This is a genomic window from Rhodococcus sp. NCIMB 12038 (genome assembly GCF_002165735.1).
GTDB lineage: Bacteria > Actinomycetota > Actinomycetes > Mycobacteriales > Mycobacteriaceae > Rhodococcus_F.
Genome location: NZ_NHML01000015.1, coordinates 20613 through 46890 on the forward strand (window position 1 = coordinate 20613; position 26278 = coordinate 46890).

General features: G+C 68.3%; 25 protein-coding genes, 1 pseudogene and 2 riboswitches. Of the genes and pseudogenes, 3 read left to right on the top strand and 23 right to left on the bottom strand.

Annotated elements, in window-relative coordinates:
* Nucleotides 1–33 precede the first annotated feature (33 nt).
* The 18 genes and pseudogenes from CA951_RS22920 to CA951_RS45165 all read right to left on the bottom strand — a co-directional run bounded on the left by CA951_RS22920 (nucleotide 34) and on the right by CA951_RS45165 (nucleotide 18014).
* Nucleotides 34–1176 carry an LLM class flavin-dependent oxidoreductase gene (locus CA951_RS22920; protein ID WP_087559009.1) on the bottom strand — a complete coding sequence of 381 codons (1143 nt, stop codon included), beginning with the start codon at nucleotides 1174–1176 and terminating at the stop codon, nucleotides 34–36.
* Nucleotides 1173–2087 (bottom strand): LLM class flavin-dependent oxidoreductase, encoded by a 915-nt coding sequence (locus tag CA951_RS22925; protein ID WP_087559010.1) that lies wholly within the window; start codon nucleotides 2085–2087, stop codon nucleotides 1173–1175. Before CA951_RS22925 ends, CA951_RS22920 begins: the two co-directional genes overlap by 4 nt.
* A 2-nt stretch (nucleotides 2088–2089) precedes the next feature.
* Nucleotides 2090–2887, bottom strand: coding sequence for a DUF1684 domain-containing protein (locus CA951_RS22930; protein WP_087559011.1), 798 nt, complete (start codon nucleotides 2885–2887; stop codon nucleotides 2090–2092).
* On the bottom strand, nucleotides 2884–4248 hold the full coding sequence (locus tag CA951_RS22935) for an NtaA/DmoA family FMN-dependent monooxygenase (RefSeq protein WP_087559012.1): 1365 nt from the start codon (nucleotides 4246–4248) through the stop codon (nucleotides 2884–2886). Before CA951_RS22935 ends, CA951_RS22930 begins: the two co-directional genes overlap by 4 nt.
* 4 nt (nucleotides 4249–4252) lie before the next feature.
* On the bottom strand, nucleotides 4253–5389 hold the full coding sequence (locus tag CA951_RS22940; RefSeq protein WP_087559013.1) for an LLM class flavin-dependent oxidoreductase: 1137 nt from the start codon (nucleotides 5387–5389) through the stop codon (nucleotides 4253–4255).
* Nucleotides 5382–7021 (bottom strand): annotated as a pseudogene (locus tag CA951_RS22945) (dipeptide ABC transporter ATP-binding protein). The gene CA951_RS22940 and the pseudogene CA951_RS22945 overlap by 8 nt, the downstream one beginning before the upstream one ends.
* Nucleotides 7018–7938: an ABC transporter permease gene (locus CA951_RS22950; RefSeq protein ID WP_087559014.1), complete on the bottom strand. Its 921-nt coding sequence runs from the start codon at nucleotides 7936–7938 to the stop codon at nucleotides 7018–7020. Before CA951_RS22950 ends, CA951_RS22945 begins: the two are co-directional and overlap by 4 nt.
* Complete coding sequence (locus tag CA951_RS22955) at nucleotides 7931–8923, bottom strand: ABC transporter permease (RefSeq protein WP_087559015.1); 993 nt, start codon at nucleotides 8921–8923, stop codon at nucleotides 7931–7933. The genes CA951_RS22950 and CA951_RS22955 overlap by 8 nt, the downstream gene beginning before the upstream one ends.
* A gap of 3 nt (nucleotides 8924–8926) precedes the next feature.
* A complete protein-coding gene (locus tag CA951_RS22960) occupies nucleotides 8927–10558 on the bottom strand; it encodes an ABC transporter substrate-binding protein (protein ID WP_087559016.1) in 1632 nt (543 codons plus the stop codon).
* A gap of 155 nt (nucleotides 10559–10713) precedes the next feature.
* Nucleotides 10714–10797, bottom strand: a complete 84-nt coding sequence (locus CA951_RS45160) for a putative leader peptide (protein ID WP_310794466.1) — start codon at nucleotides 10795–10797, stop codon at nucleotides 10714–10716.
* 4 nt (nucleotides 10798–10801) lie between these two features.
* A riboswitch (SAM riboswitch) is annotated at nucleotides 10802–10895 on the bottom strand.
* Between the two features lie 46 nt (nucleotides 10896–10941).
* A complete protein-coding gene (locus CA951_RS22965; protein ID WP_087559196.1) occupies nucleotides 10942–12336 on the bottom strand; it encodes an NtaA/DmoA family FMN-dependent monooxygenase in 1395 nt (464 codons plus the stop codon).
* Nucleotides 12337–12351: 15 nt separating this feature from the next.
* On the bottom strand, nucleotides 12352–13410 hold the full coding sequence (locus tag CA951_RS22970) for an LLM class flavin-dependent oxidoreductase (RefSeq protein WP_087559017.1): 1059 nt from the start codon (nucleotides 13408–13410) through the stop codon (nucleotides 12352–12354).
* Nucleotides 13407–14468, bottom strand: coding sequence for an LLM class flavin-dependent oxidoreductase (locus CA951_RS22975; RefSeq protein WP_087559018.1), 1062 nt, complete (start codon nucleotides 14466–14468; stop codon nucleotides 13407–13409). The genes CA951_RS22970 and CA951_RS22975 overlap by 4 nt, the downstream gene beginning before the upstream one ends.
* The gene (locus tag CA951_RS22980) at nucleotides 14465–15001 is read right to left on the bottom strand and encodes a GNAT family N-acetyltransferase (protein WP_087559019.1); all 537 of its coding nucleotides are present in this window, start codon (nucleotides 14999–15001) and stop codon (nucleotides 14465–14467) included. The genes CA951_RS22975 and CA951_RS22980 overlap by 4 nt, the downstream gene beginning before the upstream one ends.
* Nucleotides 15002–15013: 12 nt before the next feature.
* Nucleotides 15014–15985: an ABC transporter substrate-binding protein gene (locus CA951_RS22985; RefSeq protein WP_087559020.1), complete on the bottom strand. Its 972-nt coding sequence runs from the start codon at nucleotides 15983–15985 to the stop codon at nucleotides 15014–15016.
* A gap of 36 nt (nucleotides 15986–16021) precedes the next feature.
* Nucleotides 16022–16804, bottom strand: coding sequence for an amino acid ABC transporter ATP-binding protein (locus tag CA951_RS22990; RefSeq protein WP_087559021.1), 783 nt, complete (start codon nucleotides 16802–16804; stop codon nucleotides 16022–16024).
* Nucleotides 16801–17793, bottom strand: a complete 993-nt coding sequence (locus CA951_RS22995) for an amino acid ABC transporter permease (RefSeq protein ID WP_087559022.1) — start codon at nucleotides 17791–17793, stop codon at nucleotides 16801–16803. Before CA951_RS22995 ends, CA951_RS22990 begins: the two co-directional genes overlap by 4 nt.
* A gap of 146 nt (nucleotides 17794–17939) precedes the next feature.
* The gene (locus tag CA951_RS45165) at nucleotides 17940–18014 is read right to left on the bottom strand and encodes a putative leader peptide (RefSeq protein ID WP_369426197.1); all 75 of its coding nucleotides are present in this window, start codon (nucleotides 18012–18014) and stop codon (nucleotides 17940–17942) included.
* Between the two features lie 7 nt (nucleotides 18015–18021).
* Nucleotides 18022–18118, bottom strand: a riboswitch (SAM riboswitch).
* Nucleotides 18119–18330: 212 nt separating this feature from the next.
* On the opposite strand from CA951_RS45165, the gene CA951_RS23000 reads away from it, so the two are divergent.
* Nucleotides 18331–19098, top strand: a complete 768-nt coding sequence (locus CA951_RS23000) for a sulfite exporter TauE/SafE family protein (RefSeq protein WP_087559023.1) — start codon at nucleotides 18331–18333, stop codon at nucleotides 19096–19098.
* A gap of 76 nt (nucleotides 19099–19174) precedes the next feature.
* Nucleotides 19175–19966: an HAD-IIA family hydrolase gene (locus CA951_RS23005; protein WP_087559024.1), complete on the top strand. Its 792-nt coding sequence runs from the start codon at nucleotides 19175–19177 to the stop codon at nucleotides 19964–19966.
* A 21-nt stretch (nucleotides 19967–19987) separates the two neighbouring features.
* Here CA951_RS23005 and CA951_RS23010 read toward each other — a convergent pair whose 3' ends face one another.
* Complete coding sequence (locus CA951_RS23010) at nucleotides 19988–20497, bottom strand: LppA family lipoprotein (RefSeq protein WP_256974049.1); 510 nt, start codon at nucleotides 20495–20497, stop codon at nucleotides 19988–19990.
* A gap of 20 nt (nucleotides 20498–20517) precedes the next feature.
* Nucleotides 20518–22188: an alpha/beta hydrolase gene (locus tag CA951_RS23015; RefSeq protein WP_087559026.1), complete on the bottom strand. Its 1671-nt coding sequence runs from the start codon at nucleotides 22186–22188 to the stop codon at nucleotides 20518–20520.
* A 93-nt stretch (nucleotides 22189–22281) separates the two neighbouring features.
* On the opposite strand from CA951_RS23015, the gene CA951_RS23020 reads away from it, so the two are divergent.
* Nucleotides 22282–22602: a type VII secretion target gene (locus CA951_RS23020; protein WP_087559027.1), complete on the top strand. Its 321-nt coding sequence runs from the start codon at nucleotides 22282–22284 to the stop codon at nucleotides 22600–22602.
* Here CA951_RS23020 and CA951_RS23025 read toward each other — a convergent pair.
* The 3 genes from CA951_RS23025 to CA951_RS23035 all read right to left on the bottom strand — a co-directional run bounded on the left by CA951_RS23025 (nucleotide 22599) and on the right by CA951_RS23035 (nucleotide 26271).
* Nucleotides 22599–23636 carry an alpha/beta fold hydrolase gene (locus tag CA951_RS23025; protein ID WP_087559028.1) on the bottom strand — a complete coding sequence of 346 codons (1038 nt, stop codon included), beginning with the start codon at nucleotides 23634–23636 and terminating at the stop codon, nucleotides 22599–22601. The two genes, CA951_RS23020 and CA951_RS23025, sit on opposite strands and share 4 nt — an antisense overlap.
* An 80-nt stretch (nucleotides 23637–23716) precedes the next feature.
* Nucleotides 23717–24700 carry an ABC transporter permease gene (locus tag CA951_RS23030; protein WP_087559029.1) on the bottom strand — a complete coding sequence of 328 codons (984 nt, stop codon included), beginning with the start codon at nucleotides 24698–24700 and terminating at the stop codon, nucleotides 23717–23719.
* 2 nt (nucleotides 24701–24702) lie between these two features.
* Entirely contained in the window at nucleotides 24703–26271 is a 1569-nt protein-coding gene (locus tag CA951_RS23035; RefSeq protein ID WP_087559030.1) for a sugar ABC transporter ATP-binding protein, read from the bottom strand.
* Nucleotides 26272–26278 lie beyond the last annotated feature (7 nt).

The window sequence follows — 26278 nt, forward strand, 5'->3', positions numbered from 1 at the left end:
TCCCAATTGGACCAGCGTTCAATCATCGTGCTCTCAGGCGGCGAGCAACCCCGGTAGTCCCCACTCCGACGCGAGCAGTTCGTAGGAGCGCAACCGGTCGGAGTGATCGTGGGTGACGCTGGTGATCACCAGTTCGTCGGCGTCGGTGAGCCTTCGCAGACTGTCGAGTTTGTCCGCGACGGTGGCCGGTGCCCCCACGAACTGGGTGATCAGCCGGTCCTCGACGAGCGCGCGTTCCGTCTCGCCCAGCGGTGCGGTGTGTGCGGGGTCGGGGTACGGGATCGCGCCGTGCCCGCTGCGGATGCTGTGCGTCCAGTGCCCGAACGTCGACGCCAGTTCCTGCGCGGTCGCATCGTCCTCCGCCACCACCGTGTCGGCGGAGACGACGACGTACGGCTTCGGCAGGCCCGGCGACGGGCGGAACGCGGCGCGGTAGGCCTCGACCGCTTCGATGGTCGTCGACGGGCTCACGTGATAGTTCGCACCGAACGGCAGACCCAGCCGGCCTGCCAGTTCGGCGCTCGGCCCCGCGCTGCTGCCGAACACCCACACCTCGACGTCCGCGCCCTCACCGGGACTCGCGTGGAGCTCGATCCCGTCCGGGGTGCGGTACGTGCCGCCGAGCAGTGCCAGGATGTCGTCGACCTGCTGGTCGAAGGCGGGCGACAGTGCACCGGGTTGCTGCAGGACCGACTGCGCCGCCGCGAGCCGCGGGGACAGCAGCAGCCCGGACGGGTCGAACGGCGCCGGGATCACCACGCCGTCGCGGATCTCGGTCTCCCGGCGGGGCGGGGCCGGCTGGTTGTTGCGTTCGGCAACGGCTTTCAACGCCTCGGCCCGCCGCTGACCCGACCGTCCGAGCCCGAGGTCCAGGCGACCCGGGTACAGCGCGTCGACGGTGCCGAACGACTCGACGACGGCGGCCGCGGTGGTGTGGCCCAGCTGCACGGCGGCGGCGCCGACCCGCAGCGTGCTGGTCGCCGCGGCGAGGATCCCGACGAGCACGGCGGGCGAGGAACTGGCGACACCGACGAAGTGGTGCTCGGCCACCCAGTACCGCTTGTATCCCCACGCCTCGGCGTGCCGGGCGAGGTCGACGGTGTTCCGCAGCGCCGTGCGGGCGGTGGTGCCCTCGCTGACGGGCGACAGATCGAGAACGGACAACGGAGTGGTCATGACGGCACTTTCTGGAGAGAGCGGGGATTGACGGCACGATGGCTGCGCGGTGCACCGAGTCCGAGGTGCTGTCGCAGGGTGTCGGTGGTGTAGTCGGTGCGCAGAACGCCACGGTCCTGGAGCAACGGCACCACCGTGTCGACGAACGGATCGAGGCCGTCCGGGGTGGGAAGGGAGGGCAGGACGAACCCGTCCGCGGCGTCCTCGCGGACCCACCGGACGATCCGGTCCGCCACGGACGCGGCGGTGCCGGCGAACGTCGCGGTGAACAGGACCTTCACCGCACCGGCGGGTCTGCCTGCGTCGACGGTCCGGCGCGCGAGGTCGGTGTGGAAGGCGCGAGCGGACTCGAACGTGCCGAGCGGAGCGATGATGACGTCGCCGTGCCGGGCGGCGAGATCCCGGGATTCCGGCCCGTCACCGGACACGATCACCACCGGTTGCGCCTGCGGGCTGCGGGGGACGGTGAAGCGTCCGCCGATGTCGAAGTGCCTGCCCCGGTGATAGAACGCGCCCGCGGTGGGATCCGACACGAACCGCCCCGCGCCGCGGTCGACGGTCACGACGCCCTCGGCCCAGGAATCCCACAGGGTGCGGGCGGTGTCGACGAACTCGCCGGACCGCCCGTCGGCGGGGGACGCGGTGTTCCACGCCGCCCGGCCACCGGACAGGTGATCGAGCGAGGCGAACCGGCGGGCCACGTCGAACGGTTCGGCGGAGGTCGTGTCCAGCGTCGCCGCGAGCCCCACCGCGTCGGTGAATCCGGCCAGCGCGTTCGCCGCGGTGACGCCGTCGGCGAGGAAGAAGTCGAACCGTCCCCGCTCCGCGGTGCGGGCGGCGTCCGCGAGGACGGCGAAATCCGTCCGGCCCGCGGGCGCCGCCGCCCCGAGCACGACCTTCTTGTCAGTCATGCCTACCGCGGGTTCTTCTCGCCGGCCTCGACCGCGAGCGTCAGCCGGTTCTCGGCTGGCGCGACCGGGCAGGTGGCGTAGTCGGTGAACGCGCACGGCAGGTTGGACGCCCGGTTGAAGTCGAGGATCACCCGGCCGTCCGCGGCGGGGGCGTCGACTGCCAGCGACCGTGCCGCGGGGTACGTGCTGACCCCGCTGGTGGCGTCGGTGAACAGCACCTGCAGCCCACCGTCCTTGCCTGCGAACGCGACGAGTTCGTGTGCGGCGCCGTCGTACTCGAAGGCGAGCGACCCCAGCGCCGTGTGGTGGTGCTCGAGCCCTTCGACGACGGCACCCGTCGTCACGACACGGGACTGCGGAAACGGGGTGAACGTTGCCGGCACCTCCCACTGCCGCGCCGGGAGGAACGCCGGGATGCCGGTGAACGCGGCGAGGGTGGCGGCCTCGGGGTCGTGGATCCGCAGGGCGACGTCACCGGTCCGGCGGATCACCTCGATCGTGCGGTTCCCGTGGCGCACGAGCAGACCGGGTGCGCCTTCCTGCGGTGCCAGGGTCGCCGTGCCGTCGACCGTCTCGCCGTCGATCTCGAGACCGGCGTCGGCCGGGGCCGTGACGATCAGGCCGTCCGCGTCGGCCCGCCATTTTCCGGGAAGGTCGGGGAACGTGGTGTCGGTCTCGACGAGCCAGTGCAGCGCCGTGAGACTCAGCCAGCCCAGCGGTTCGCGGAAGTAGTCCTCGCGCGCCGAGTGCCAGTCCTGCCAGCCCTGCTCGAATGTCGCGTCTTCGGTGACTGCGGTCATGATGCCCGAACTCCTTCTGTCTGATGATGCGGATGGCGCAGTCCGAGATGGCTGCGCAGGGTCGTCCCCGAGTACTCGGAGCGGAAACTGCCGCGGTTCTGCAACTCCGGGACCACCTTCTCGACGAACTCGTCCAGCCCGGCCGGGGTGAGGTGCGGTACCAGGATGAAGCCGTCGCACGCGTCGGCCTGGACGTAGCGGTCGATCTCCTCGGCCACCTGGGTGGGGGTTCCCACGAACTGCTGGCGGGTGGTGACGGCAATGATCAGTTCGCGGATGCTGAGTTTCTCGGCCTCCGCCTTCGCCCGCCACTGGCCGGCGATCTCGCGGGGGTCCTTCGCGTGCCGGACCCGGCCCCGGGTGATGGTCGAATCTTCCGCCGGTTCGACGTCCGGTAGCGGACCGTCCGGGTCGTACCCGGAAAGGTCACGCCCCCAGACCTGTTCGAGGAACGCGATCGCGGTCTGCGGTCCGACCTGCTGGTGCCGGATGTGGTCGGCGCGTTCGGCCGCGTCCGCCGCCGAGTCGCCCAGCACGAACGTCGCGGCGGGCAGCACCTTGAGATCGTCGTGGCCGCGCCCGTACTTCGCGAGCCTGCCCTTGACGTCCGCGTAGAACGCCTGGCCGTCCTCGAGCGATCCGTGGATGGTGAAGATCGCGTCGGCCTGCGCAGCGCCGAATTCCCGGCCCTCGTCGGAATCGCCGGCCTGCAGCAGCACGGGGTGTCCCTGCGGGCTCCGGGGAATGTTGAAGCGTCCCCGGATGTCGAACTGCGCACCGGAGTGCGTGACCTCGCGGATCGACTGGTCCGGGGCGAACACTCCCCGGGTGCGGTCGATGTGCAGTGCGTCCTGATCCCAGCTGTCCCAGAACTTTCGGGCGCCCTGGATCACTTCGCCGGCGCGGACGTAGCGGTCGGCCTTGTCGAGATATCCGCCGCGCCGGAAGTTCTCCCCCGTGAACGCATCCGAAGACGTCACCATGTTCCAGGCGGCCCGGCCGCCGGACAGGTGATCGAGTGAGGCGAATTGCCGTGCCAGTTCGTACGGTTCGTTGAACGTGGTGTTGATCGTCCCGGCCAGGCCCAGGTGGGTGGTCGCGCCGGCGAGCGCGCCGAGCACCGTCAACGTGTCGGGGCGGCCCACCACGTCGAGGTCGTGGATCCGGCCCCGGTGCTCGCGCAGGCGCAGGCCTTCGGCGAGGAAGAAGAAGTCGAACAGGCCGCGTTCGGCCGTCTCCGCGAGGTGGACGAACGACGCGAAGTCGACCTGGCTCCTCGATTCGGGGTCGCTCCACACGGTGGTGTTGTTGACGCCGGGAAAGTGTGCGGCGAGGTGAATCTGCTTGCGCTGGTTGCTCATGATGTCAGTCCTGTCCGGCGAAGCGGTTGGCGGGACGGGTGAAGCCGAGCCGTTCCCGGAGCAGTCCGCCGCCCGGGGCCGGGTCGTCCGGGCGCAGCAGGGGCAGGACGTCCCCGGTGATGGCGTCCAGACCGGACGGCAGCGCGAGCGGCCGGAGCGTGACGCCGTCGACGTCCCCGGTGGCCGCCACGTCCGTGATCAGCCGGGCCAGCCCCGGCGCGTCGCCGCGGTAGAGAACCGACGCCGGCTCGTGCCGGGCGCCGGACCAGTTCTCTAGTTGCGCGAGGTCACGTTCGGCGGCGTCGGCGGTCTCCGCGATCACCACCTCGACGTCGAGCAGGATCCGCAGCGACGCGGGGTCGCGACCTGCCTCGGCCGCAGCACGTCGCACCCGGGCCGCGACGTCGCGTGCGGCGTCGACGGTGGGCGCGTCGACGCGGATCACGTCGGCGCGGGCGGTGGCGACCCGGGTGGAGTGCTCGTCCTGCGCAGCGATCACGATCAGCGACTGCCCCTGCGGGGACCGCGGCGTGATCGAGGGGCCCTTCACGGAGAAGTGGTCTCCCTCGAAATCGATGTAGTGCAGCTTGTCCCGGTCGATGAAGCGGCCGGTGGCCGCGTCGCGGATCTCGGCGTCGTCCTCCCAGCTGTCCCACAGCAGGCCGACCACCTCGATCGCGTCGGCCGCCTCCGCCCACAGGCTCTCGGCGTCCTGTGCGTCCTTGCGCCCGAAAAGATCCGCCTGGACCTGACCGGAGGACACGTCCACCTGCCACCCGGCGCGGCCGCCGGACGCGTGGTCGAGGCTGGCGATGGCCTTGGACACGTGGAACGGTTCGGTGTGCGTGACGGTCACCGTGGGGACGAGGCCGATGCGTTCGGTGGACGCGACGGCACGGGCGGTGATCGCCACGGCGTCCAGTTGCCCACGCTGATCGGCATGTCCGGTGGTGGCGATCGCGAAGGAATCGCCGACGAACGCGAGGTCGACTCCGGCCGAGTCGGCCTGCCCGATCAGGCCGGTCCAGTAGGCGGCGGTGAAAAGGTTTTCGGCGCGTGAGTCCTGGCGACGCCAGGACTGCGGATGAATCCCCGTGCCGTACAGATCGACGGCGACGAGGGGACGGCGTGGCTCAGGCATGAATCGATTCCTCCAGCTGTGCAGAACGTGGGCGCCCGACGGACCGGCCCGGGATGGCGTCGAGCAACTGCCGGGTGTAGTCGTGGCGCGGGTTGTCGAATATGTCGGCCGCGGTCCCCGATTCGACGATGCGGCCGGACCGCATCACCGCGACCGTGTCGCTGATCTGCCGGACCACGGCGAGGTCGTGCGAGATGAAGAGATAGCTCAGCCCGAGTTCCCGCTGCAGGTTCTCGAGCAGTCCGAGGATCTGCGCCTGCACCGAGACGTCCAGGGCCGACACCGGTTCGTCCAGCACCACGAGTTCGGGGCGCAGAGCGAGCGCACGGGCGATGGCGACCCGCTGTCGTTGCCCGCCGGACAGCTCGGCCGGCCGACGTTCGAGGTAGGTGCGCGGCAACGCGACCTGTTCGAGCAGTTCGGCCACCCGCGCCACCCGCTCCGCCCGGGTTCCGACGCCGAACGCACCGAGCGGTTCCGCGACGATGTCCGAAATCGCCAGTTTGGGATCGAGGGAGGCGTACGGGTTCGCCGGCGCAGGGCCCGCAGCGCGCCGCCGCGCAGGGCGGTGATGTCCCGGCCGTCGAACTCGACGCGGCCCGCGGTGGGAGACTCCAACCGGATCGCGATCCGGGCCACCGTGGACTTGCCCGACCCGGACTCCCCCACCAGCGACAGGGTGCGCCCGCGGGGAACCTCGAACGACACGTCCCGGACGGCGTCGATGGACGTGCGCCGGTCGATCCGGAACGTCCTGGACACCCCCGACACGCGCAGCAGGACGTCGGGGCCGGCGCCGCCCGCCTCCTCGTCGCGGGTGCGTTCCTGCCCCACCGACAGGCTCGGTGCCGCGGCCAGCAGGGTGCGGGTGTACTCGTGCTGCGGGTTCTCGAGGATCTGACGGGTGGGGCCTGCCTCCACCACCTCGCCCTGGCTCATCACCACGATCCGGTCGGCCCGGTCGGCCGCGACACCCAGATCGTGCGTGATCAACAGGACCGCGGTGCCGGATTCGGCGATCCGCGCGTCGAGATGATCGAGGATCCGGCGCTGCACCGTGACGTCGAGGGCGCTGGTCGGCTCGTCCGCGATCACGAGTTCGGGACTGCACGCCAGCGCGATCCCGATCAGGACACGTTGCCGTTGCCCGCCGGACAGGTCCTGCGGGTACTGCCGCGCCCGCACCTCGGGTTCGTCGATCCCGGCCTCGGCCAGAATGCGTACCGCCTCGATGCCCGCGGGCCTCCGGTCGGCGAGACCGTGGATCCGGAGCACCTCCGCCACCTGGGCGCCGACCCGCAGGACGGGGTTGAGCGACGTCGTCGGGTCCTGCGGAACGAGGCCGATCCGGGCGCCGCGGACGCGTTCGAGTGCGCGTTCCGACTTGGTGTCGAGACGCTCACCGTCGAACGTGACGGTGCCGGCGACGGCCCGCCCGGATCCGCTGAGCAGTCCGAGGATGGCGTGCGCCGTGGTGGATTTTCCGGAGCCGGACTCGCCGACCACCGCCACCACTTCCCCGCGCGAGACCGTGAGGTCGACGCCCTTGACGGCCACGACGGGTTCGCTCGCGCTCCCGTACGCCACCCGCAGTCCGGAGACCTGCAGTAGCGGAGTGTCGTTGGCGCTCATCGCACTTCCCTCTGTTCCAGTGCATGCCCGAGCCGGTGCGCCGACAGCACGACGGCCACGATCACCAGTCCGGGCAGCGTTGTCATCCACCACGCAGTGGCGAGGTAGTTCCGCCCCTCGGAGATCAGCGAGCCCCATTCCGGGGTGGGCGGCACCGCGCCGAATCCGAGGAAGCTCAGTGAAGACACCGCGAGGACCGCCATCCCGAACTCGACCGCCGCCAGGGCGACGACGGGGGCGTACGAGTTCCGCAGCACGTGGCGGCGCAGCACCGTGTGCCAGCGGACACCCGAGGCGAACGCGGCCTCGACGTACAACGACCTCCGCACCCGCAGCACCTCCGACCGCATCACGCGTGCGAAGTTCGCGATCAGCGACACTCCCACCGCGATCGCGACGTTGACCGTGCCGAATCCCAGTGCGGTCACCAGTGCCAGCGACAGCAGCAGCGCGGGGATGGACAGGAGGACGTCGACGATCCGCATCAGGACGGCGTCCAGTGTGCCGCCGAGAGCACCGGACAGCAGTCCGATCACCGAGCCGGCCACCAGCGCGATGCCCACCGCCAGCAGCGTTGCGGTCAGCGACAATCCGGCGCCGTGCACCACCCGGGTGTAGACGTCGCGGCCGATGTTGTCGGTGCCGAACCAATGCGCGGCACTCGGCGCCTGCAGTTTCTGCGCGGGCACCCCGACCAGGGGGTCACCGCTCGCGAACACCGACGGCGCCACCGCGAATCCGACCGCTCCGAGGAGCACCGCCGCCGAGGCGACGAGCACGAGGTTGCGACGCCACCACGCCACCACGCGGCGTCCGCGACCGTGCGGACGGGGCGCGGTCGCGGGAGGCGCTTCGACCGGCGGAGGGCCGAAACCCTCGGCCTCCTCGATCAGTTCCCTGGTGAGGATGTCAGACATGAACCTTCTCCTCTTCCTGCGCGACGGTGTCGGTGCGCTCGGAACTCCGCCTGCCCTCGACGATCCTGGGGTCGATCAGCGGGTAGAGCAGATCCACGGCGAGATTGACGAGGACGTAGACGAGGGAGCTCAGTACCACGATTCCCTGGACCACCGGAATGTCCTGGGCCATCACGGAAGTCTGGGTGAGGCGACCCACCCCGGCGCGGGAGAACACCGTCTCGACGACGACCGATCCGGCCAGCAGATTGCCCACGAGCACGCCGGCGATGGTGAACGCGGGAATGCTCGACAGGCGCAGCGCGTGCCGGGTCTGGATCTGCCAGCGGGAGGCCCCCTTCGCCCGCGCGGCTTCGATGAACGGCTGCCGCCACGTGGTCTGCAGACTCGCCGCGAGCACCTGGGCGATCACGGCCCCGGTCGGGAGCGCGAGTGTCACGGCGGGCAGCACCAGCGTCGCGACGCCCTGGTCGCCGAACGCGGGGAACGCCTTCAGCCGGAACGAGAACAGTTGCAGCAGGATCAGGCCCACCCAGAACGTCGGTACCGCTACACCGAGCGGGGGCAGAGAGAACAGCAGGTTCCGCACCCAGTGGATCCGCGTGTAGGTGGCGAGGAACGCGACCCCCGCCCCGAACACGACGGCGAGGACCAGCGCCGTGGACGCCAGCGCGAGTGTGCTGGGCACCGCGTTGCCGATGGCCTCGGTGACCGACTGCCCGGTGGCGATCGAGCACCCGAAGTCACCACGGACGGCGTGACTCAGCGAATTCCAGTACTGCACCCACACCGGCTGGTCGAGCCCGTACCGCGCCTGCAGTTCCGCGACGGCGGCCGCGTCGACCGTCGTTCCGGTGGACGCCGAGTCGACGGCGATGCTCACCGGATCGGACGGCAGGAGGAACAGCACGGCGAACGACACGGTGAACGTCGCCCACAGGACGGCGATCGCCTGCAGCACGCGGAGTCCGAGGTAGCGAATCATGGGTCAGCGTCCGCTGATCCAGGTGTCGAAGAACTGGAGCCGGGCCGAGGCCTCGAACTTCAGGTCCTGCACGTTCGGGCCCGCGCCGATCGCCTGCGACAACTCCACCGTGGGGATCCACAGGCCGTTGTCGAGCACCTGCTGCTGGGCGTCGGCGACGAGCGTGCTCCGCGCGGCGGGATCGGTGGTGGCGAGCTGCTTCGCCAGCACGTCGTCGAGCGCGGGAATCGGGCCGCGGCTGTTCAGGTTGCGGCCTTCGAGTCCGAACTGGGTGCGCAGGATGTCACCGTCGGCGCGGGTGCTGTTGTAGTAGGTGGCGTCGAAGTCCTTGGAATTCTGGCGGGCGGTCGCTTCCGGGGTCGACACGAGGTCCAGCTGCAGGTCCACTCCCACCGCTCTGAGCTGCTGCTGCACCAATTCCAGGATGGCCTGGTTGCCGGCGAACACGGAGCTGAACAGCACGGGGAAGGCGAGCTTCTGACCACCCTTCTCGCGGATGCCGTCGGCGCCGGGCACCCAGCCCGCCTGATCCAGGATCGACTTCGCCTTCTCCGGGTCGTACGTCACGTCCGGCAGTGCCACGTAGCCCGGGGTGCGGCTGGCCAGGGTGCTGGTGGCCGGCTTGAAGTTGGGGCCGAGCACGGTGTCGACCAGTTCCGGCCGGTTGATCGCCGGGACCAGCGCGCTGCGCACGGCGGGGTCGACCAGCGGTCCGCGGGTCACGTTGGGCTGGAAGCCGAACGGGGTTCCGGGATTCGACGTGGTGAGCACCTGCCCGCCCGCACCTTCGATCTGCGGGGCGTCCTGCGGCAGCGCGTCGCTGATCGCGTCCAGCTGTCCCGAGGACAGGCTGCCGGTGCGGACACCGGATTCGGGGACGACGGTGAACTCGATGGTGTCGAGGTAGGCCTCACCGTCGTGGCCGAACACGTCGGAACCCCAGTTGTATCCGGCGCGCTTGGCGAGGGTGACCGACTTGTCCTGCTGGTAGTCGGCGTACGTGAACGGCCCGGTACCCGAGATGCTGCCGGTGCACCGCTCTTCGGCGGACTTCGCGACGGACGCGTCGGACAGGATGCCGAGCTGCGGGGTGGACGACGCCTGGAGGAACTGCGCGTTGGGTGCGGCGAAGTCGACCTGTGCGGTCTGCGGGTCGATCACGGTGGTGCCGGTGTACCCGGTGAGGTAGCTGGCACCCAGTGCGGCCTTGGCTCCGGTGAGGGTGTTCACGATGGCGTCGAGGTTCTTCTTCACCGACTCCGCGGTGAAAGGTGTTCCGTCGCTGAACGTCACACCCTCCTTCAGGTGGAACGTGAAGGACGACGCGTCGGCGTCGGTGTCCCAGCTCTCGGCCAGCCACGGTTTCAGTTCGCCCGTCTCCGGGTCCTGGTCGGTGAGCGAGTCCACCACCTGGCGGGCCACGTAGATCGTCTGGTTGGTGCCCGACTGCGCGGGGTCGGCGCACGTGGGTGCCTGGGACAGGCCGTAGCGGAGGGTGCCGCCGGGCTGCGGCGGGCCCGCGTCCGCGGAGGAACTGCTGGAACCGCCACCGCACGCGGTGAGCGTCGTGGCCAGCACGGCGGCGGCGACGATACCTGCCGCGATGCGGCCGCGGTGGAACGAGGACAAAGGCACTGATGGCACCGAGAACTCCGTGATCTCGAAGACGTGCCGTGCGCGCTGCCCGTCGAGTGGGCAGCGCTCACGCACACAGAAAGGTGAGGGACACCGGATCCGACGCGGATGCGGTGTGTAGAGCAGGAACCCCGGGTAGGTGCCGGGGTGTCAGGTCAGCTGTGACAGATCGAGGTGGACAGCCGGCAGAGATCGACGTGCAGACGCCCCCAGGCGCTCACGAAGCCTTCGGTCAACATCGTTCCTCCATCGATCCCGGCGGTAGCACCCGCACCCGCAGGGCGGGGGGTTGCTGCGACGTCAACGAGCCAGGTCTCTCGGTCGCTCTGGATGGTCGTTACCGAGTGTAAGAGATCGCCGGTCGTCGCGCCACACGGCCCCCGCTACCCGACGGCCTGCCGGGGCGGGAGTTCCCGTCGCGACAGCGGCGGGCGGAGACCGAGATGCTCACGCAGGGTCGAGCCTTCGTATTCCGTTCGGTACGAACCGCGCTCCTGCAGTTCGGGCACGAGCAGGTCGACGATCTCGTCGAGTCCGGTGGGCACCAGATACGGAGAAATATTGAATCCGTCGGTGGCGCCGCTGCGAACCCACCGGGTGAGTTCGTCGGCGACCTGCCCGGGGGTGCCCGCGAATCCCGACCGTTGGGTCGTCGCGATCGCGACCTGCCGCAGCGACAGGTTCTGTGCCTCCGCCAGGGCCCGCCACTCGCGGGCGATGGCGAGCGGATCCTTTCCGTCGCGCGCGGCCCCGCGGGTGACGGAGATCGGCGCGGGCACCGGATCGAATTCGGGCAGTGGACCGTCCGGGTCGCGATCGGACAGATCACGACCCCATACCTGCCCGACCAGCGACAACGCCGTCTGCCCGGTGTACTGGCCTTCGAGGACCCAGCGGACCTTGTCCTCCACCTCGGACGCGTTCTCCGCGAGCACGATCTGGGTGCCCGGCAGAATCTTGATGTCGTCCTCGGGGCGTCCTGCGCGGCGCAGCCTGGCCCGGATGTCCTCGGCGAAGGCGAAGGCCTCGTCGAAATGAGTTCCGTGCCGGGAGAAGATCACATCGGCGTGCGCGGCCGCGAAGTCCCGGCCTGCCGGTGAGTCGCCTGCCTGGAAGATGACGGGATGGCCCTGCGCGCTGCGCGGCAGGGTGGGGGTGATCGTGACGTCGAACTGCGACGTGCGCCGCGGCACCTCCTGCACACCACCCGTGGTTGCCCAGGACGGCGCGTCGGTGCTCGTCGCGACGACGCCGTCGGCCCACCCGTCCCAGATCGCCCGGGCCGTGTCGAGGAACTGCCCGGCCCGCTCGTACCTGTCGGCGTGATCGAGGAAGCCGCCGCGCCGGAAGTTCTCACCGGTCCACGCGTTGTCCGTGGTGACGGCGTTCCAGCCGGCGCGGCCGCCGGACAGCAGGTCCAGCCCGGACAGCCGCCGGACGAGGTCGGCCGGTTCGTTGTAGGTGGTGTTCTGGGTGGCCACCAGCCCGATGTTCCGGGTGATGCCTGCCAGCGCCGCGAGTTGGGTGATCGCATCCGGCCGGCCCACGATGTCGAGATCGAGGATCTTGCCTTCCTGTTCCCGCAGGCGCAGGCCCTCACCCAGGAAGAAGGCGTCGAACAGGCCCCGCTCGGCGGTCTGCGCCACCCGTCGGAACGTTTCGAAGTCGATCTGCGATCCGCTGGTCGGATCGGACCAGATCGTCGTGTGGTTGACACCGTGGAAGAAGACACCGAAATGCACCTGGGCACCGGGTCGTGCATACGAGTTGTCGGTCATGATCTCCACAACCTTTCAGCGAGAGGATTCTTCGAGGCGCTCGGCCCGGAATCGGTTGACGGGACGGTCGAGGCCGAGCGTGCTGCGCAGGGTCGAACCGGGAACGGGACGGTGGGCGACACCGGCGCGCAGGAGTGCCGGGATCACGTACCGCGCCAGCACCAGGAGGTCCTCGTCGACGACGGCGGGATGCAGCCGCACACCGTCGACGTGCGAATCCAGTGCGCGCAGCAAATCCACCAGTCCGGTGGCCTCGCCCGCGAACGAGAGCCGCCCGCTCGGCGGGGCGGGAGTGGCTGCGCCGAGCGCCACGTCGAGTTCGGCGAACACGAGCGTCGCCCCGCCGTCCTTCGCCCGTCCTGCCGCGTCGGCGATGTCACCGGGTGTCGCTCCGGACACCAGCACCACGTCGACCTGGGACGGATCGGTCTGCCCGTCGAATCCGAACACCACCAGTTGCCCCTGCGGCGGTCGCGGCACGATCGCCGGACCCTTCACCGTGTACGTCTCACCCTGGAAGTCGATGTAGTGCAACCGGTCGCGGTCGACGAAGCGGCCGGCGGCGTAGTCGCGGATCACCGCGTCGTCCTCCCAGGAATCCCACAGGTCCCGGACCACGGCGATCGCGTCCCGCTCCTCCCGCGCGAGGTCGGCGGGTGCGGTGATCTCGGTCCGGCCCAGTGCCCCCGCGACCCGCGGGTCGGTGTCGCGAGCTGCGATCCAGCCGCCGCGGCCCCGCGACGCATAGTCGAGCGTCGCGAGTTGGGAGGACGTGTGAAACGGCTCGGCGTAGGTGGTGCCGACCACCGGTACGAGGCCGATCGTGCTGGTGGTCGCGGCCACGAACGCGGCGCGGTTCACCGCGTCGATCCGGCCGGCGGGTCCCCCGTCGGCGCCAGGCGGCAGCAGCGAATCGTCGAAGGAGGCGAACGTGAAACCCGCGTTCTCCGCCGCCGCCACCCTGTCCGCCACCGTTCGCCCGGTCAGCAACCGGTCGGGTGTGTGCGCGGCGCGCCGCCAGGCCTCGGGATGCGTTCCCTCACCGTCGAGTTCGATGCCCAGATGCAGGCTCATGCCTGTCGCTCCTCTGTGTCGGCCGCGAGGGGGCGGCTCGGAATGGTCTCGCGCAGCGCGGGCGCCACCTCGGCCTGGAACAGCTCGAGGCTCTCGCGGTGCTGCTTGTCGTTGCCGACGCGGTCGGCGCTCAGGTGGATCACCTCGTGGCCGAACTGCTCGTGGTAGCGCTGCACCTTGTCGATCACCTGCTGTGGGCTGCCGATCAGCGCGGAGCTGCGTTCGACGAAGTCCTCGAGGGTCTCGAACACCACCGGAAGGCCTACCCTGCGGGCGAAGTCGAGCCGGGCGGCGTGAATCGGACGCCACACGTCGAGTGCGTCCTGCGAGTTCGGTGTGACGGAGAACCCGGCGGTCCCGGCGCCGACGAGGGCGTCGGCGGGATCGTGGCCGTAATGGGTCCACCGTTCCCGGTAGTGCCGGACGAGTTCGGCGTACGAGTCGATGGGGTATGTCACGTTCGCGGAGAAGATCGGATCCCCGTAGCGGGCCGCGAGATCCACCGACTCCTTGCTCGTCGCGCTGCCGTGCCAGATCCGGATCCGCGGCTGTAGCGGCCGGGGCAGGGCGACGGCGTGCTCGAGTGACGGGCGGAACGTGCCCTCCCAGGTGACGTCCTCGCTCTCCCACAACTTCCGGAACAGCTCGTACCCTTCGCGGTTGCGGTCCCACTGGTCGTCCGGTGTGACGTGGAACAGCTGTGCCTGCGCGGTGCCGTTTCCCTTGCCGATGATGAGCTGCAGCCGGCCACCCGACAGGTTGTCGAGCGTCGAGTAGTCCTCGAACGCACGGACCGGGTCGAGCAGGCTCAGCGTGGTCACCGCGGTCCACAACTGCAGGGTGGTGGTCCGCGCCGCGATGGCGCTGAGCACCACGGGCGGCGACGAGGAGAGGAAGGGATGTTCGTGGCGCTCGCCCACCGCGAAACCGTCGTACCCCAGTTGCTCCGCGAGGACGGCGGAGTCCACGACCTCCCGCAGCCTGGCCGCGGTGCCGATCATCTCCCCGGTCACCGGATCCGGTTGGTGAGTGATCAGACTCATCAGCAGAAACTTCATACGGACTCGTACTCCTTTGCGGCGCAGTCGGACGGCAGGGCGGAGTGCAGGACCTTCTCGAATCCGTGGATCCCGACGTCCTGCGGTGGGAGGGAGCGATCGAACAGCGCCGTGTACCCCGCGGCCAGGTACAGGGCCACCGCCTCGGGCTGCCGCGGCCCGGTGGTGAGGAAGATGCGCGAGTAACCGGCCCGGACGATCTCGGCCTCGAGTTCCCGCAGCACGATGCGCCCGAGTCCGCGTCTGCGGTGCGAGGACGAGGTCCAGATCCGCTTGAGTTCCGCGGTCGTGTCGTCGTAGCGGCGGAAGGCCCCGCCCGCCACCGACGTCCCGTCCTCGACCACGACGAGCAGCGCGCCACCCGGTGCGGCGAACTCCTCGGCCGGATACGTGCTGAGGTCCTCGTACATCTGGTCGCGGGAGCGCCCGTACCGAGCGCTGTATTCGGTCGCCAGTTCTTCGAGCAGCGGCGCGGCCAGTGGATCGGTCTGATCGACGAAGACGGTCTGCACGGGGTCGGTCCTCTCGCTCACAGTTCCTCCTTGTCAGCTGGTCTTCGGGAGCCCGGGCGGGTTGACGACCGATGTGTTCACGGCCTCGTTCGCGATGTTCCAGCGGTCGAGAACCTGTGCGTACGTGCCGTTCTCGATGACGTGGTTGATGGCCTCGTTGACTGCGGTGATCAGCCCGTTGTCCTTCTTGGTGAGCACGGCGATCTCACCCTGGAGTGCGTCGCCCGCGCCCGAGAACGTTCCAGCGATCTCGGTCTCCCCGGCCTGTGCCACGTGGAACGACGACGACGGGTTGGGCCCGAAGTAGGCGTCGATGCGGCCCGACGCGAGGGGCAGGTAGTAGTCGGTGGCGTTCTGGTAGTAGGTGATGTCGGTGGGTTCGAGGCCGGCCGCGACGTTCTGCTCGCTCCACTTCACCAGCAGCGCTTCCTGATTGGTTCCGGAGGAGACCGCGATCTTCAGTCCCGCGACGTCCTTGGGTTCCTTGATCTGGATTCCGCTGTCCTTCTTCGTCTCGAACGCGACCGTGTCGAGGCGGTACGTCGAGAAGTCGTACTTCTCCTTCCGCTCCTCGGTGACGGTGACGTTGGAGATGAAGGCATCGGCCTCCCCCGAATCGATCCGGACGAAGTTCTGCGCCCAGTCCGCCGCCTGAAGGTCCACCTTCAGGCCGAGAACGTCGCCGATCAGGTACGCGAAGTCGGTCTCCGAGCCGATGAGCGTCTTGTCGTCGTCGGCGTAGAAGCGCAGCGGCGGGGCGGAACCGGCACTGCCCGTCACGATGAGCGTGCCGCGGTCGCGGATCTGCGGGGGAACCTTCGCGGCGATCGACTCGACCTCGTCGGTGGTGATGCGATTCTGATCTGCGGTGAGGTTGTATCCGGTGGCGGAGGTCGGCCCCGCCCCCTCGTCCTCGACGTCGCCGCCACCGCACGCGGCGGCGAGCAGCGCGACGGTGGTGAGGGCCGAGGCCAGAATCTTCTTACGGAACCGTGCGGTGGACATGTGCGCCTTTCGGGGATCCACACCGAGGTGTGGAGGTCAGAGAACTCGGGAGAGGAATGCTTTGGTGCGGTCGTGCTGCGGGTCGTCGATGACCTGCGCGGGCGGGCCCTGCTCCACGACGACACCGGCGTCCATGAAGACGGCCGTGTCGGCAACCTCCCGCGCGAAACCCACCTCGTGGGTGACGATGACAAGGGTGGCGCCGTCGCGTGCCAGTTGTTTGATCACGGCGAGGACCTCACCGACCAGTTCGGGGTCGAGGGCCGACGTGGGCTCGTCGAACAGGATCACGGCCGGACGCAACGCGAGGGCTCGGGCGATCGCGACCCGTTGCTGCTGGCCGCCGGACAGTTGCCGCGGGTACTCGTGGGCTTTGTCACCCACGCCGACCCGTTCCAGCAGGGCGATCGCCTCGGCCTCGACCTCGGTCCGGTCGCGGCCCTGCGCCGACACCGGTGCCTCGACCACGTTCTCCAGCACAGTGAGGTGGGGGAAAAGGTTGAAGTTCTGGAACACGAATCCGATCCGGGACCGCTGCCTCAGGATGTCGCGTTCCCGCAGTTCGTGGAGTTTGTTCCCCTTGCGCCGGTAGCCGATGAGGTCGCCGTCGATCCGGATGGTGCCCCGGTCGACCTTCTCCAGGTGGTTGAGCGTGCGCAGCAGCGTGGACTTGCCGGAACCCGACGGGCCCAGGATCACCGTCACCTCACCCTTGCGGACCAGCAGGTCCACACCCTGGAGGACTTCGAGTGCGCCGAAGGACTTGTGGACTCCGCGAACCTCCACCGCGAACTCCGCCTGCTGGGTGTCGGTGGTCATTTCGTGGCACCTCTCGGTACGGAGACACCGGCGTCGCGGATCTCGGCGAATTTCCGGGTGACCTTCTGCCACGGAGTCGGGGGCAGCGCCCGAGCCGATCCGCGCGCGTAGTGCCGCTCGACGTAGTACTGGCCGATCGACAGCAGCGTGGTCAGGATGATGTACCAGATGGTCGCGACCATCAGCAGCGGCACGACGCGACCGTTGCGGCCGAAGATCACCTGAACCTGGTAGAACAGTTCCGCGATAGCCATGGTCGACACGATCGACGTGCCCTTGAACAGGCTGATCACCTCGTTCGCGGCGTTCGGCAGGATGCCGCGCATCGCCTGGGGCAGAACGATCTTGAAGAACTGGCGACGACGCGGAATGCCCAGCGACTGCGCCGCCTCGATCTGCCCGTGGTCCACCGAGATGATGCCGGAGCGGATGATCTCGGCGGAGTACGCGGCCTGGTGCAGCGCCAGACCGATGACGGCGGCGGTGAAGCCGCTGATGACGCCGTTGACCTCGAACGTGAAGAAGTCCGGTCCGAACGGAATGCCCAGCGACAGAGTCTGATACAGGTACGTGATGTTGAACCAGAACAGGAGTTGCACGATCAGCGGGATCGACCGGAACGCCCAGATGTACACCCAGGCGATCACCTGCAGCACCGGGTTGTGCGACAGTCTGCTGACCGCCAGCACCACACCGAGCGCGAATCCGAGGACCGTCCCCCAGAGTGTCAGCTTCACCGTCATCCACAGGGCCTGCAGCACGGACCCGGCGGTGAAGTACTTGGCGAACGTCGCCCAGTCCCATCCCGGGTTGGTGGCGAGGCCGTGGACGAACTGGGCGAGTAGCACCAGCACGGCGGCGCTGATCACCCAGCGCCACGGGTGCCACCGCCGCGCGACCTGCAGGGCGGCGTCCGCCGGCCGGTCACCGGCGCCGGAGGGTTCGGAATCGAGGGGCGCGACCGAACGCGCCCGGGTGGGGGCGCTCACACTCGCTCACCACTGGGAACAGACATCACTGAGGCGGCCTTTCACCTGGAAACGGGACGGGGAGGCGGGCGCGTCTTCCGCGGGATGCGGGCGCGCGTCAGGCGCTCACCTGGCGTTTTACCCGGTGAGCGTGCTGTGAGACCTCGTCAACAGTGGCAGGAAGTGGTCCGGCACAGGTCGATGTGCCGTCTGCGCCACGCGGGGCGCGCGGGGTAATTCATGTGCTGCCTTCCATCGATCCTGGCGGTAGCACCCGCACCCGAATTATTCGGAAGGGTTGCTGCGACGTCAACGAGCCAGGTCTCTCGGTCGCTCTGGATGGTTGAAGCGAACACTAGCTGCATTCCCGGACGTCGTCAACACGGGGTATTTCCCTGCAACACAGGGGAAATGGTGCCGAGCGAACGCAAGAATCACCGTGCGCAGAAGTGCTGACAAGTGGCCGGGGATGCGGTTGGATGGGACGCGCAGTCACGTATCGCCACCGTCGCGCGACCCGGCTGCCGGGCCGTCCGCGCCCCTTGTAACGTCGCCTCGGTGACACCACTCGAAGTCATCGCGATCCTGGTAGCCGGCGTCGGCGCGGGCGCGATCAACGCCATCGTCGGCAGCGGCACGCTCATCACCTTCCCCACTCTGGTGGCATTCGGGTTCCCTCCGGTGACCGCCACGATGTCGAACGCGATCGGCCTGGTCGCCGGTGGCGTGTCCGGCACGTGGGGGTACCGGCGGGAGCTTGCCGGGCAGGGACCGCGGCTGCGGTGGCAGATCCCGGCGTCTCTGTGCGGTGCGGTACTCGGCTCGTGGCTGTTGCTGCACCTCCCCGAAACGGTGTTCGAACTCGTCGTCCCGGTGCTGCTGATCCTCGCCCTGATCCTGGTGGTGCTGCAGCCGAAGATCCAGGCCTGGGCGAAGCAGCGCGGCAGCCACGAGGCGGGCCTGAGCACCACGCGGCTCACCCTGCTCACCGTCGGCACGTTCGCCGTCGGCGTGTACGGCGGATACTTCACCGCTGCTCAGGGCATTCTGCTGATGGGTGTGATGGGCGCGATCCTGCCCGAGAGCCTGCAACGGATGAACGGCGCGAAGAATCTGCTGTCGCTCATCGTCAACGTCGTCGCGGCGACCGCGTACACCCTCGTGGCCTTCGACCGGATCAGCTGGGCAGCCGCCGGCCTCATCGCGGTGGGCTCGCTGATCGGAGGCGTCCTCGGGTCCCGCTACGGCCGCCGCCTGTCCCCCACCGCACTGCGGGGAACCATCGTCGTCGTCGGCCTCGTCGGCCTGTTCCGGCTGCTCGCATAGTCGCGCATGCACCCTCCCGCTCCCCCATACTGAGTTGGTGAGCAACGAAGTAGAGCACCCGGGCTGGACCTATCTCATGGACATGGACGGCGTTCTCGTCCACGAAGAGCATCTGGTCCCCGGGGCCGACCTGTTCCTGGCCGAACTCCGGGAGTCCGGTACCCCGTTCATCGTCCTGACCAACAATTCCATCAGGACTCCGCGCGATCTCCGCGCCCGGCTGCTCCGCACCGGGCTGGACATTCCCGAGGAATCGATCTGGACGTCCGCCCTCGCCACCGCGACGTTCCTGGCGAACCAGCGCCCCGGCGGCAGCGCCTACGTCGTCGGCGAATCCGGGCTCACCACCGCGCTGCACGACATCGGATACGTCCTCACCGAGAACGATCCCGACTACGTGGTCCTCGGCGAGACCCGCACCTACTCGTTCGAGGCCATCACCACCGCAATTCGTTTGGTGGAGAGGGGTGCTCGCTTCATCGCCACCAACCCCGACCCCACCGGACCGTCGCGCGAGGGTTCGCTTCCGGCCACCGGATCCGTTGCGGCACTGATCAGCCGGGCCACCGGTCGCGACCCGTACTACGTGGGCAAGCCGAACGCGCTGATGATGCGCTCGGCGCTGCGGGCCATCGGCGCGCACTCCGCGAACACACTGATGATCGGTGACCGCATGGACACCGACATCGTCTGCGGACTCGAGGCCGGGCTGCAGACCATCCTCGTCCTTACCGGAATCTCGACGCGCGATTCGGTGGAACTGTTCCCCTACCGCCCCACCGCGGTGCTCAAATCGGTCGCCGACCTGGTCGGCCGTACGTCGGATCCGTTCGGCGATGCGGCTTCGCCGCCCGTGAGTACTTATTAACCGCGGGACGTTAACAAGTACTCACGGGTGGCGGCAGCCAGTGATGCCCCGGAGAGCGGCTGCCTTGTACGTCCCGAACGTGATCCGGTTCCCGTCTTCGCCGGCGAACGTCACATCGTGCCGTCCGGGTTCGTCGACGTGAATGTCGAGGCGATCCATCCCGGCGTCGGTGGCGACCGCGTGGGCCGCCGCCAGCACCGCGGGCCAGTCGGCGTCGCGGATCGGGGTGTCGGACAGTAGCGCTCGCGTGGTGACGGACTGCCCCTCCGTGTACGCGTACGGCCCGGGGCAGCCGCCGCCCTGGCTCCGTTCGCGATGCCACCGCCACCGGACGTCCGGAGCGATCGCACCGACGGCTTCGCTGATCCGCACCAGCGCATCGGCGACGTGTCTCTCGGTGACGGCGAGCGTCGGCTTGGCGCTCAGGCTCTCGGCCGCCGCCGCGATCTCCTCGTCGCTGAAGTTGTACGGGTTGCCCGTCACGCCACCACATCCGCTCGTCAGGATCGCCGCGCCGATCACGGCGACCATTCTCGTCACCCACCGGATCGTCACCGGAGCGCCAGTTCCGGCAGACCCGCCGCGATCACGGCCATGTTGTAGCCGGACGCCCGTAGTTCACCGTTGTCGCTCGGCCGTGGGTACTCGCTGTGCCCGTTGGCATCTTCCCGCCGCACGCCGTCGGAGGTCGTCGCCTCCCGCACCGACAGTTGCTCGAGGTCGGTCTGCACCGGATCCGGTCCGAGCCGGCCGAACCCGTCCGCCACGGTGATCGGGTCGTCGTGCGCGCGCATCACGAACCCGTGGCCGGGTGCCAGCCCGAGGTCCGATTCGTCGTTCGCATCGAAGCCGGGCGAACCGTAGAACACGGCGTCGTCCACTGGTTGACGTGGTCCCACGTCCTGCAGGGCCAGGCCCTGGGTGTACGAACCGTACGAATGTCCGAGGGCGGTGATGTGCGGGTCGGGCGTCTGCGAGGCGACGTCGAGGCCCTCGTAGAACGAGGCAAGCTTCGGGGCTCCCGCGGTCGCGCGGTCGGACTGCCACGCGTCGAGGAGCCATCCACGCCCGACGTTCTGATCGATGAACGGCACGTCGTAATTGCCCGGACCGGTGGTGGTCGGCGGCTGATACCCGAGCCACGCGATCGTCGACACCGTGTCGTCGGTTCGGCCGGAAAGGTCCAGCTGCCGTTCGATTTCCGCCTTCAGCGCCGACGCCTCGTCGGTCATTCCGGCGAGGGAGCCGACGGTGGTGTCGATACCCGGGGTGGTGACGGAGATGTGATCGGCGGTGTCCGGGTCGCCGAGCGCGAACGCGGCCATCGTCCGTTCACCCGACTGCAGGTCGAGCAGCATCAGCCTGCCGTCCGGGTGGTCACGGACCAGGGTCTCGAGGTCGTCGAGGTCCTGTAGCTTCTGCTCGGCGTACCACAGCCTCGCGTCGTCGTCGGTGAATGCGCCACCGAATAGATTGTGGTCCAGCGTTTCCCGGAGGTGGTCCCGTTCCAGCTCCCACCGCGACCGCTCGTCGGCGAATCGGCTCACGTTCGCCTTGTGCCGCACCGCGGAGGGGATGCCGTCACGGTTCCCCACCCATTCGGGATGCAATTCGATCACCTCGCGCCGCTGTGCTGCGGGCAGGGCGTCCCAGTACTCGCGGTTGGCGAGCGGGGAGCCGTCCGATGGTGGGGGCGGGGCGGACAGTCCGCGACCCACCTCACCGGGTTCGACTCCGCCGTCGGCGGCCCGGTTCAGGACGGCCGCCGCGTCGGCGACGAGGTCTTCTGCCTGCAGGATCAACGCCCGGGCCACGGCACGCAGTTCGGCGCGGAGTTTTTCGCGCCGTGCCGCGTCCGAGATGTCGCCCGGCGGTCCCAGTGCGTCGGCGACGTCCCCGTTGTCCGACAGGGCCATGCCGTGGGCGACAGCAGTGTCCCGGACGCCGTCGAGTTCCGTCTGCAGGTGCGTGACCGCGTCGAACAACTCGCGGGCCAACGATTCGACGACGGCGACCGCAGCCGCCTCGCCACTCAGTTCATCCGCGGCGATCCGGAACCGCCGGCGTGCGGCGTCCGCGGCCTCGTCCTGCCACGCCGGTAGCCGGCCGATGTCGGTGAGACCGTCCTGCACGAACGCGATGGTCGCCGCCCGCTCGGACAGCGACCGTTGCACGGCCTGCAGCGCGCGGGTGTCCCACTCGGCTATGTCCCTCAGATTCACGATCCCCCCCAGGATGCATAATGCCCGTACCCTAGCGGATCGATCGCGTCCGCGGGAGTCCGATCTCGTCTCGACCGACACGGAGGATCGAAAATGAGCGGTTCCACCCACGTCGACACCGGTGCCCTGCGCGCAGCGGCCGGTCAGCTCGACGCCCTGTTCGACGATGCACTCTCACGGCTGAACCCCATCGACGCGGCCGTCGCCGACTCGGGGGCAGCGTGGCCGGAGGCGGCCGGCGCCGGGTTCGACCGGTTCACGTCCTACCTCGACGGCAGGCGGGAGTCGTTGCAGCGCACCCTGGCCGAGATGTCGGCGGCACTCGTCGAGTGCGCCCGCCGCTACGACATCCAGGATGCGGCTACCGCCGAGCGCCTCCACGCGGTCGCGCCGGCCACGAGCCTCGATCTCTAGGCCCTCCGGGCTCGTGCGCCGTTGTGGTTGCTGGAACGACCAGAAAGGCGCACGAGCGGCGGAGCCGCCCAGAAGTCCAGGATCTCCGCAGCCATCTCTTCAGGACACTCCTCCGGTAGGTGATGTCCGATTCCCTCGAAGACGCGGTCGCGGACGTCGGTACTGAACTGACGCATCGTGTGGAAGAGGTTGTCGGCGTCGGCGTAGGACCCGCCGAGAGTCAGAATGGGCATGTCGAGCCGCTTCTGTTTGCGCGCCTCGCTCGCCGCGCGACCGCGTGGGCTGAACACCTCGCGGTAGTAGTTCAGGCCCGCCCGGACCGCCCCGGGTTTGGAGAAGACCCGTAGGTACTCTTCGAATGCTTCCGCATCGATGACCCAGGTGCGCGCGAGCTTGGACGGGCCGAAGAACCAGCTGAGGAACTCTCGTTCCCGGCCGTGAATGAGAGCCTCCGGCAGTCCTTCGACTCGATTGAAGTAGAAGTGCCACTGGCGGGCATTCAGACTGTCGTCGGGGTAGCCGCGCTCGGGCAGCGGTGACACCCACGGAATGTGAGCATCCGACAGCACCAGGGTTCGGACGTCCTCCGGATAGGCGGCGGCGTGCGCGTGTGCGATCCAGCTTCCCGTGTCGTGGCTGACGATGTCGAGGCCATCGGGACCCGCGAGCCCGAGTTGCTCGATGAAGACGTGGATGTCCTCGGCGACGTTGTCCAAGCCATATCCCTCACTGGGCATATCGCTGTCGCCGAATCCGCGCGGGTCGATGGCGTAGACGCGGCGCCCGGCCTCCACGAGGAGAGGAATGATGAAGCGCCACGCGTACCAGCTCTGCGGCCATCCCGGTATGAGCAGGACGGGTTCGCCCTCCCCCGCGACGACGTAGTGCAGTCGTACTCCCTCCGCGACGGGGACGAGGCCGTGCTTCAGATCATCCTTCCCAATACTCCTCTCGCCGAGCGTCGGCACAGGATAGGGCGGGGTCGCGGTTCCGAACCGCGCCGATGGGGTCGATGTGATGGCATTGTCGGACATGACAGCGTGTTACCTCCATTGTGTCGAGGATGTAGGGGTCGAGGATGTAGGGGTCGGGCATGCGGCAGTCGGGGATCCCGCTATTTGATGAAGCTGTAGCGGCTTCTGTCTATCGTCAATGCGACCGACGCGACCACTACCAGCCCTTTCACGATCTCCTGGGTGAAGTTGTTCACGCCGGTGAGGTCCATGCCGTTCGACAACAGGGCGATGACGACGACGCCCAGCACTGTCCGGTGCGCTCCTCCCAGTCCTCCGGAGAGGGCTGTTCCGCCCATGACGACCGCGGCGATGGAATCGAGCAGGAGCGCGTCACCGGCGCTGGGCGAGCCGGCTTGGACTTGTCCGGTGAGGATGACCCCACCCAATCCGCACAGTGCGCCGCCCAGCACGAAGGCCAGGATCTTGTACCTGCGCAAGTTGATTCCGGACAGGACGGCGACCGGTTCGCCGCCCCCGATCGCGTAGAGATACCGCCCGAACTTGGTTCGGAACGACACAGCGGTCAGGAGGGCCGCAACGGCAAGCACGATGAAGATGACATTGGGTATCCCGAAGACCGACTTCGAGTTGACGAATCCGGGAAGGGTCGTGCTGGAGTAGACGATCGCACTGCCCCCGGACAGGTGGCCGGCAACGCCGGCGCATACCGACATCGTTCCGAGCGTGACGAGGAACGAGGGCACCTTCAGTCCCGTGTAGATGACGCCGTTGGTGAACCCGATTGCGGCACCTGCCAGGACACCCACGACGATGGCGCCGAGGAGCCCGACCCGATCGACCGCTGCCGCGGTCACGAGCCCCGACAGGGTGACGTTCGCACCGACCGAGAGATCGATCGATCCGATCAGGATGACAACCGTTCCAGCCAACGCGACGAGAAGGAGGACCGCTGCCTGCCTTCCGATGTTCGTCGCGTTGTCGAATGTCAGGAACTGAGGGCTGGTGATCGTGAAGTACGCGATGATCGCAAACACCGAGACGAACGGGTATACGAGCGTACTGTTCTTTCGCAGTGTTTCCGATATGTCGAGGGTGGTTCGTTCGAGAGTCGAGCTTGTCATGATCAGACCATCTCCTTGACGATATCTCGCTCGTCGGGCTTTGCGCTCGACGGGCTCTTCAGCGACGCAGTGATTGCACCCGATCGCATTACCAGAATCGTGTTCGACAACCCGATGATCTCGGGCAGGTTGTCCGACACGAGGATTACGCTTCCACCTGATTCCGTGAACGAGCGGATCAGTTCGTACAGCTCTTCTTTGGCTCCGACATCCAGCCCGCGACAGGGGTCGTCGAGCACGAGGATGGAGGGCTCACGTTCGAGGCAGCGAGCGAACACCACCTTTTGCTGGTTACCCCCGGACAGCCGCCCGATCGGCGCATCCGGGCCCGGTGCCTTGATTCGCAGCCTTGCGATCCAGCTCTGTGTCATCGCGCGACCTCTCCGCAGGTTCAGGATCGAGGTGCTGCGGTAGGTGAGCTTGTCGAGCAACGTAAGTGTGAGATTCTTTTCGACGCTGTGCGAGAGAATGACGCCTTCGGCTGTTCGCTCCGCCGGAACGTACTGGATTCCCTGCCTGATCGCGTGGGAGATCGAGCCGTTGGGTAGGGGCGCGCCGGCGATCTCGATGGACCCCTGGTCTGTTTTCTGGATACCCGCCACGGCACGTGCGAGATCGGATTTCCCGGAGCCCAGCACACCGGCCAATCCGACGATCTCCCCCTCGTGAAGCTGGAAGTTCACCTCCCGGAATCGTCCCGCACTGGACAAGCCGGCGACGTCGAGAACCGCGGGACCGAGGGTGTCGCGTTGATCGGCCTCCTTGTAGTACTCGACATCTCGTTTGCGCCCGACCATCAACTCGTGCAACTGATCGTCCGTGGTGTCTGCGATCGGCAGTTGAGCGATCAGGGAACCGTCCCGGAGTACCGCGACGTCATCGCAGAGTGCCTGAAGGTCCGAGAGCCGATGCGAAACGAGCACGAAGGTGGCACGCTCTCGCCATCGCCGCACGTTGTCGAAGAGGAGCTCCGTTTCCACGGCCGACAGAGCGCTCGTCGGCTCGTCAAGGAGGATGATCGGATGTGCATCGTGCCCAGCCGTCGTCGCGAAGGCCTTGCCGATCTCCACCAGTTGTCTTTGCCCGAAGGACAGGTTCTGGGTTACCCGGGTGGGATCTATCTCCACGCCGAGATCGTGAAGCACCTTCGCGGCCTCGTCGATCATCGAACGGCGACGCAGAATCCCGCGATGGGTAAATCGCTTCTCCCGGCCCAGGAACATGTTTTCGTACACCGGTAGCGACGGGATGAGACCTTGCTCTTGGAAGACTGTCGCCACGCCGTGCTCGGCGGCCTCGAGGGGATTCCCGTAGCCGACAACCGAGCCTGCGATCTCCATCGTGCCGCTGTCGGGTCGGTTCGTTCCGTTGATGATCGACAGAATCGTCGACTTTCCGGCGCCGTTCTCGCCGACGAGCCCCAGCACCGTGTTGGGACGGACGCTGAGGTCGACACCGTCGACAGCCGTGAACGAGCCGTACCTCTTGGTGATTCCGGTCATCTCGAGAGCGAGAGCCTCGACAGCCGAATCGAGCGAGTCGGAAAGGGTCTGATTGAGATTGGTTTCCACGATTCCT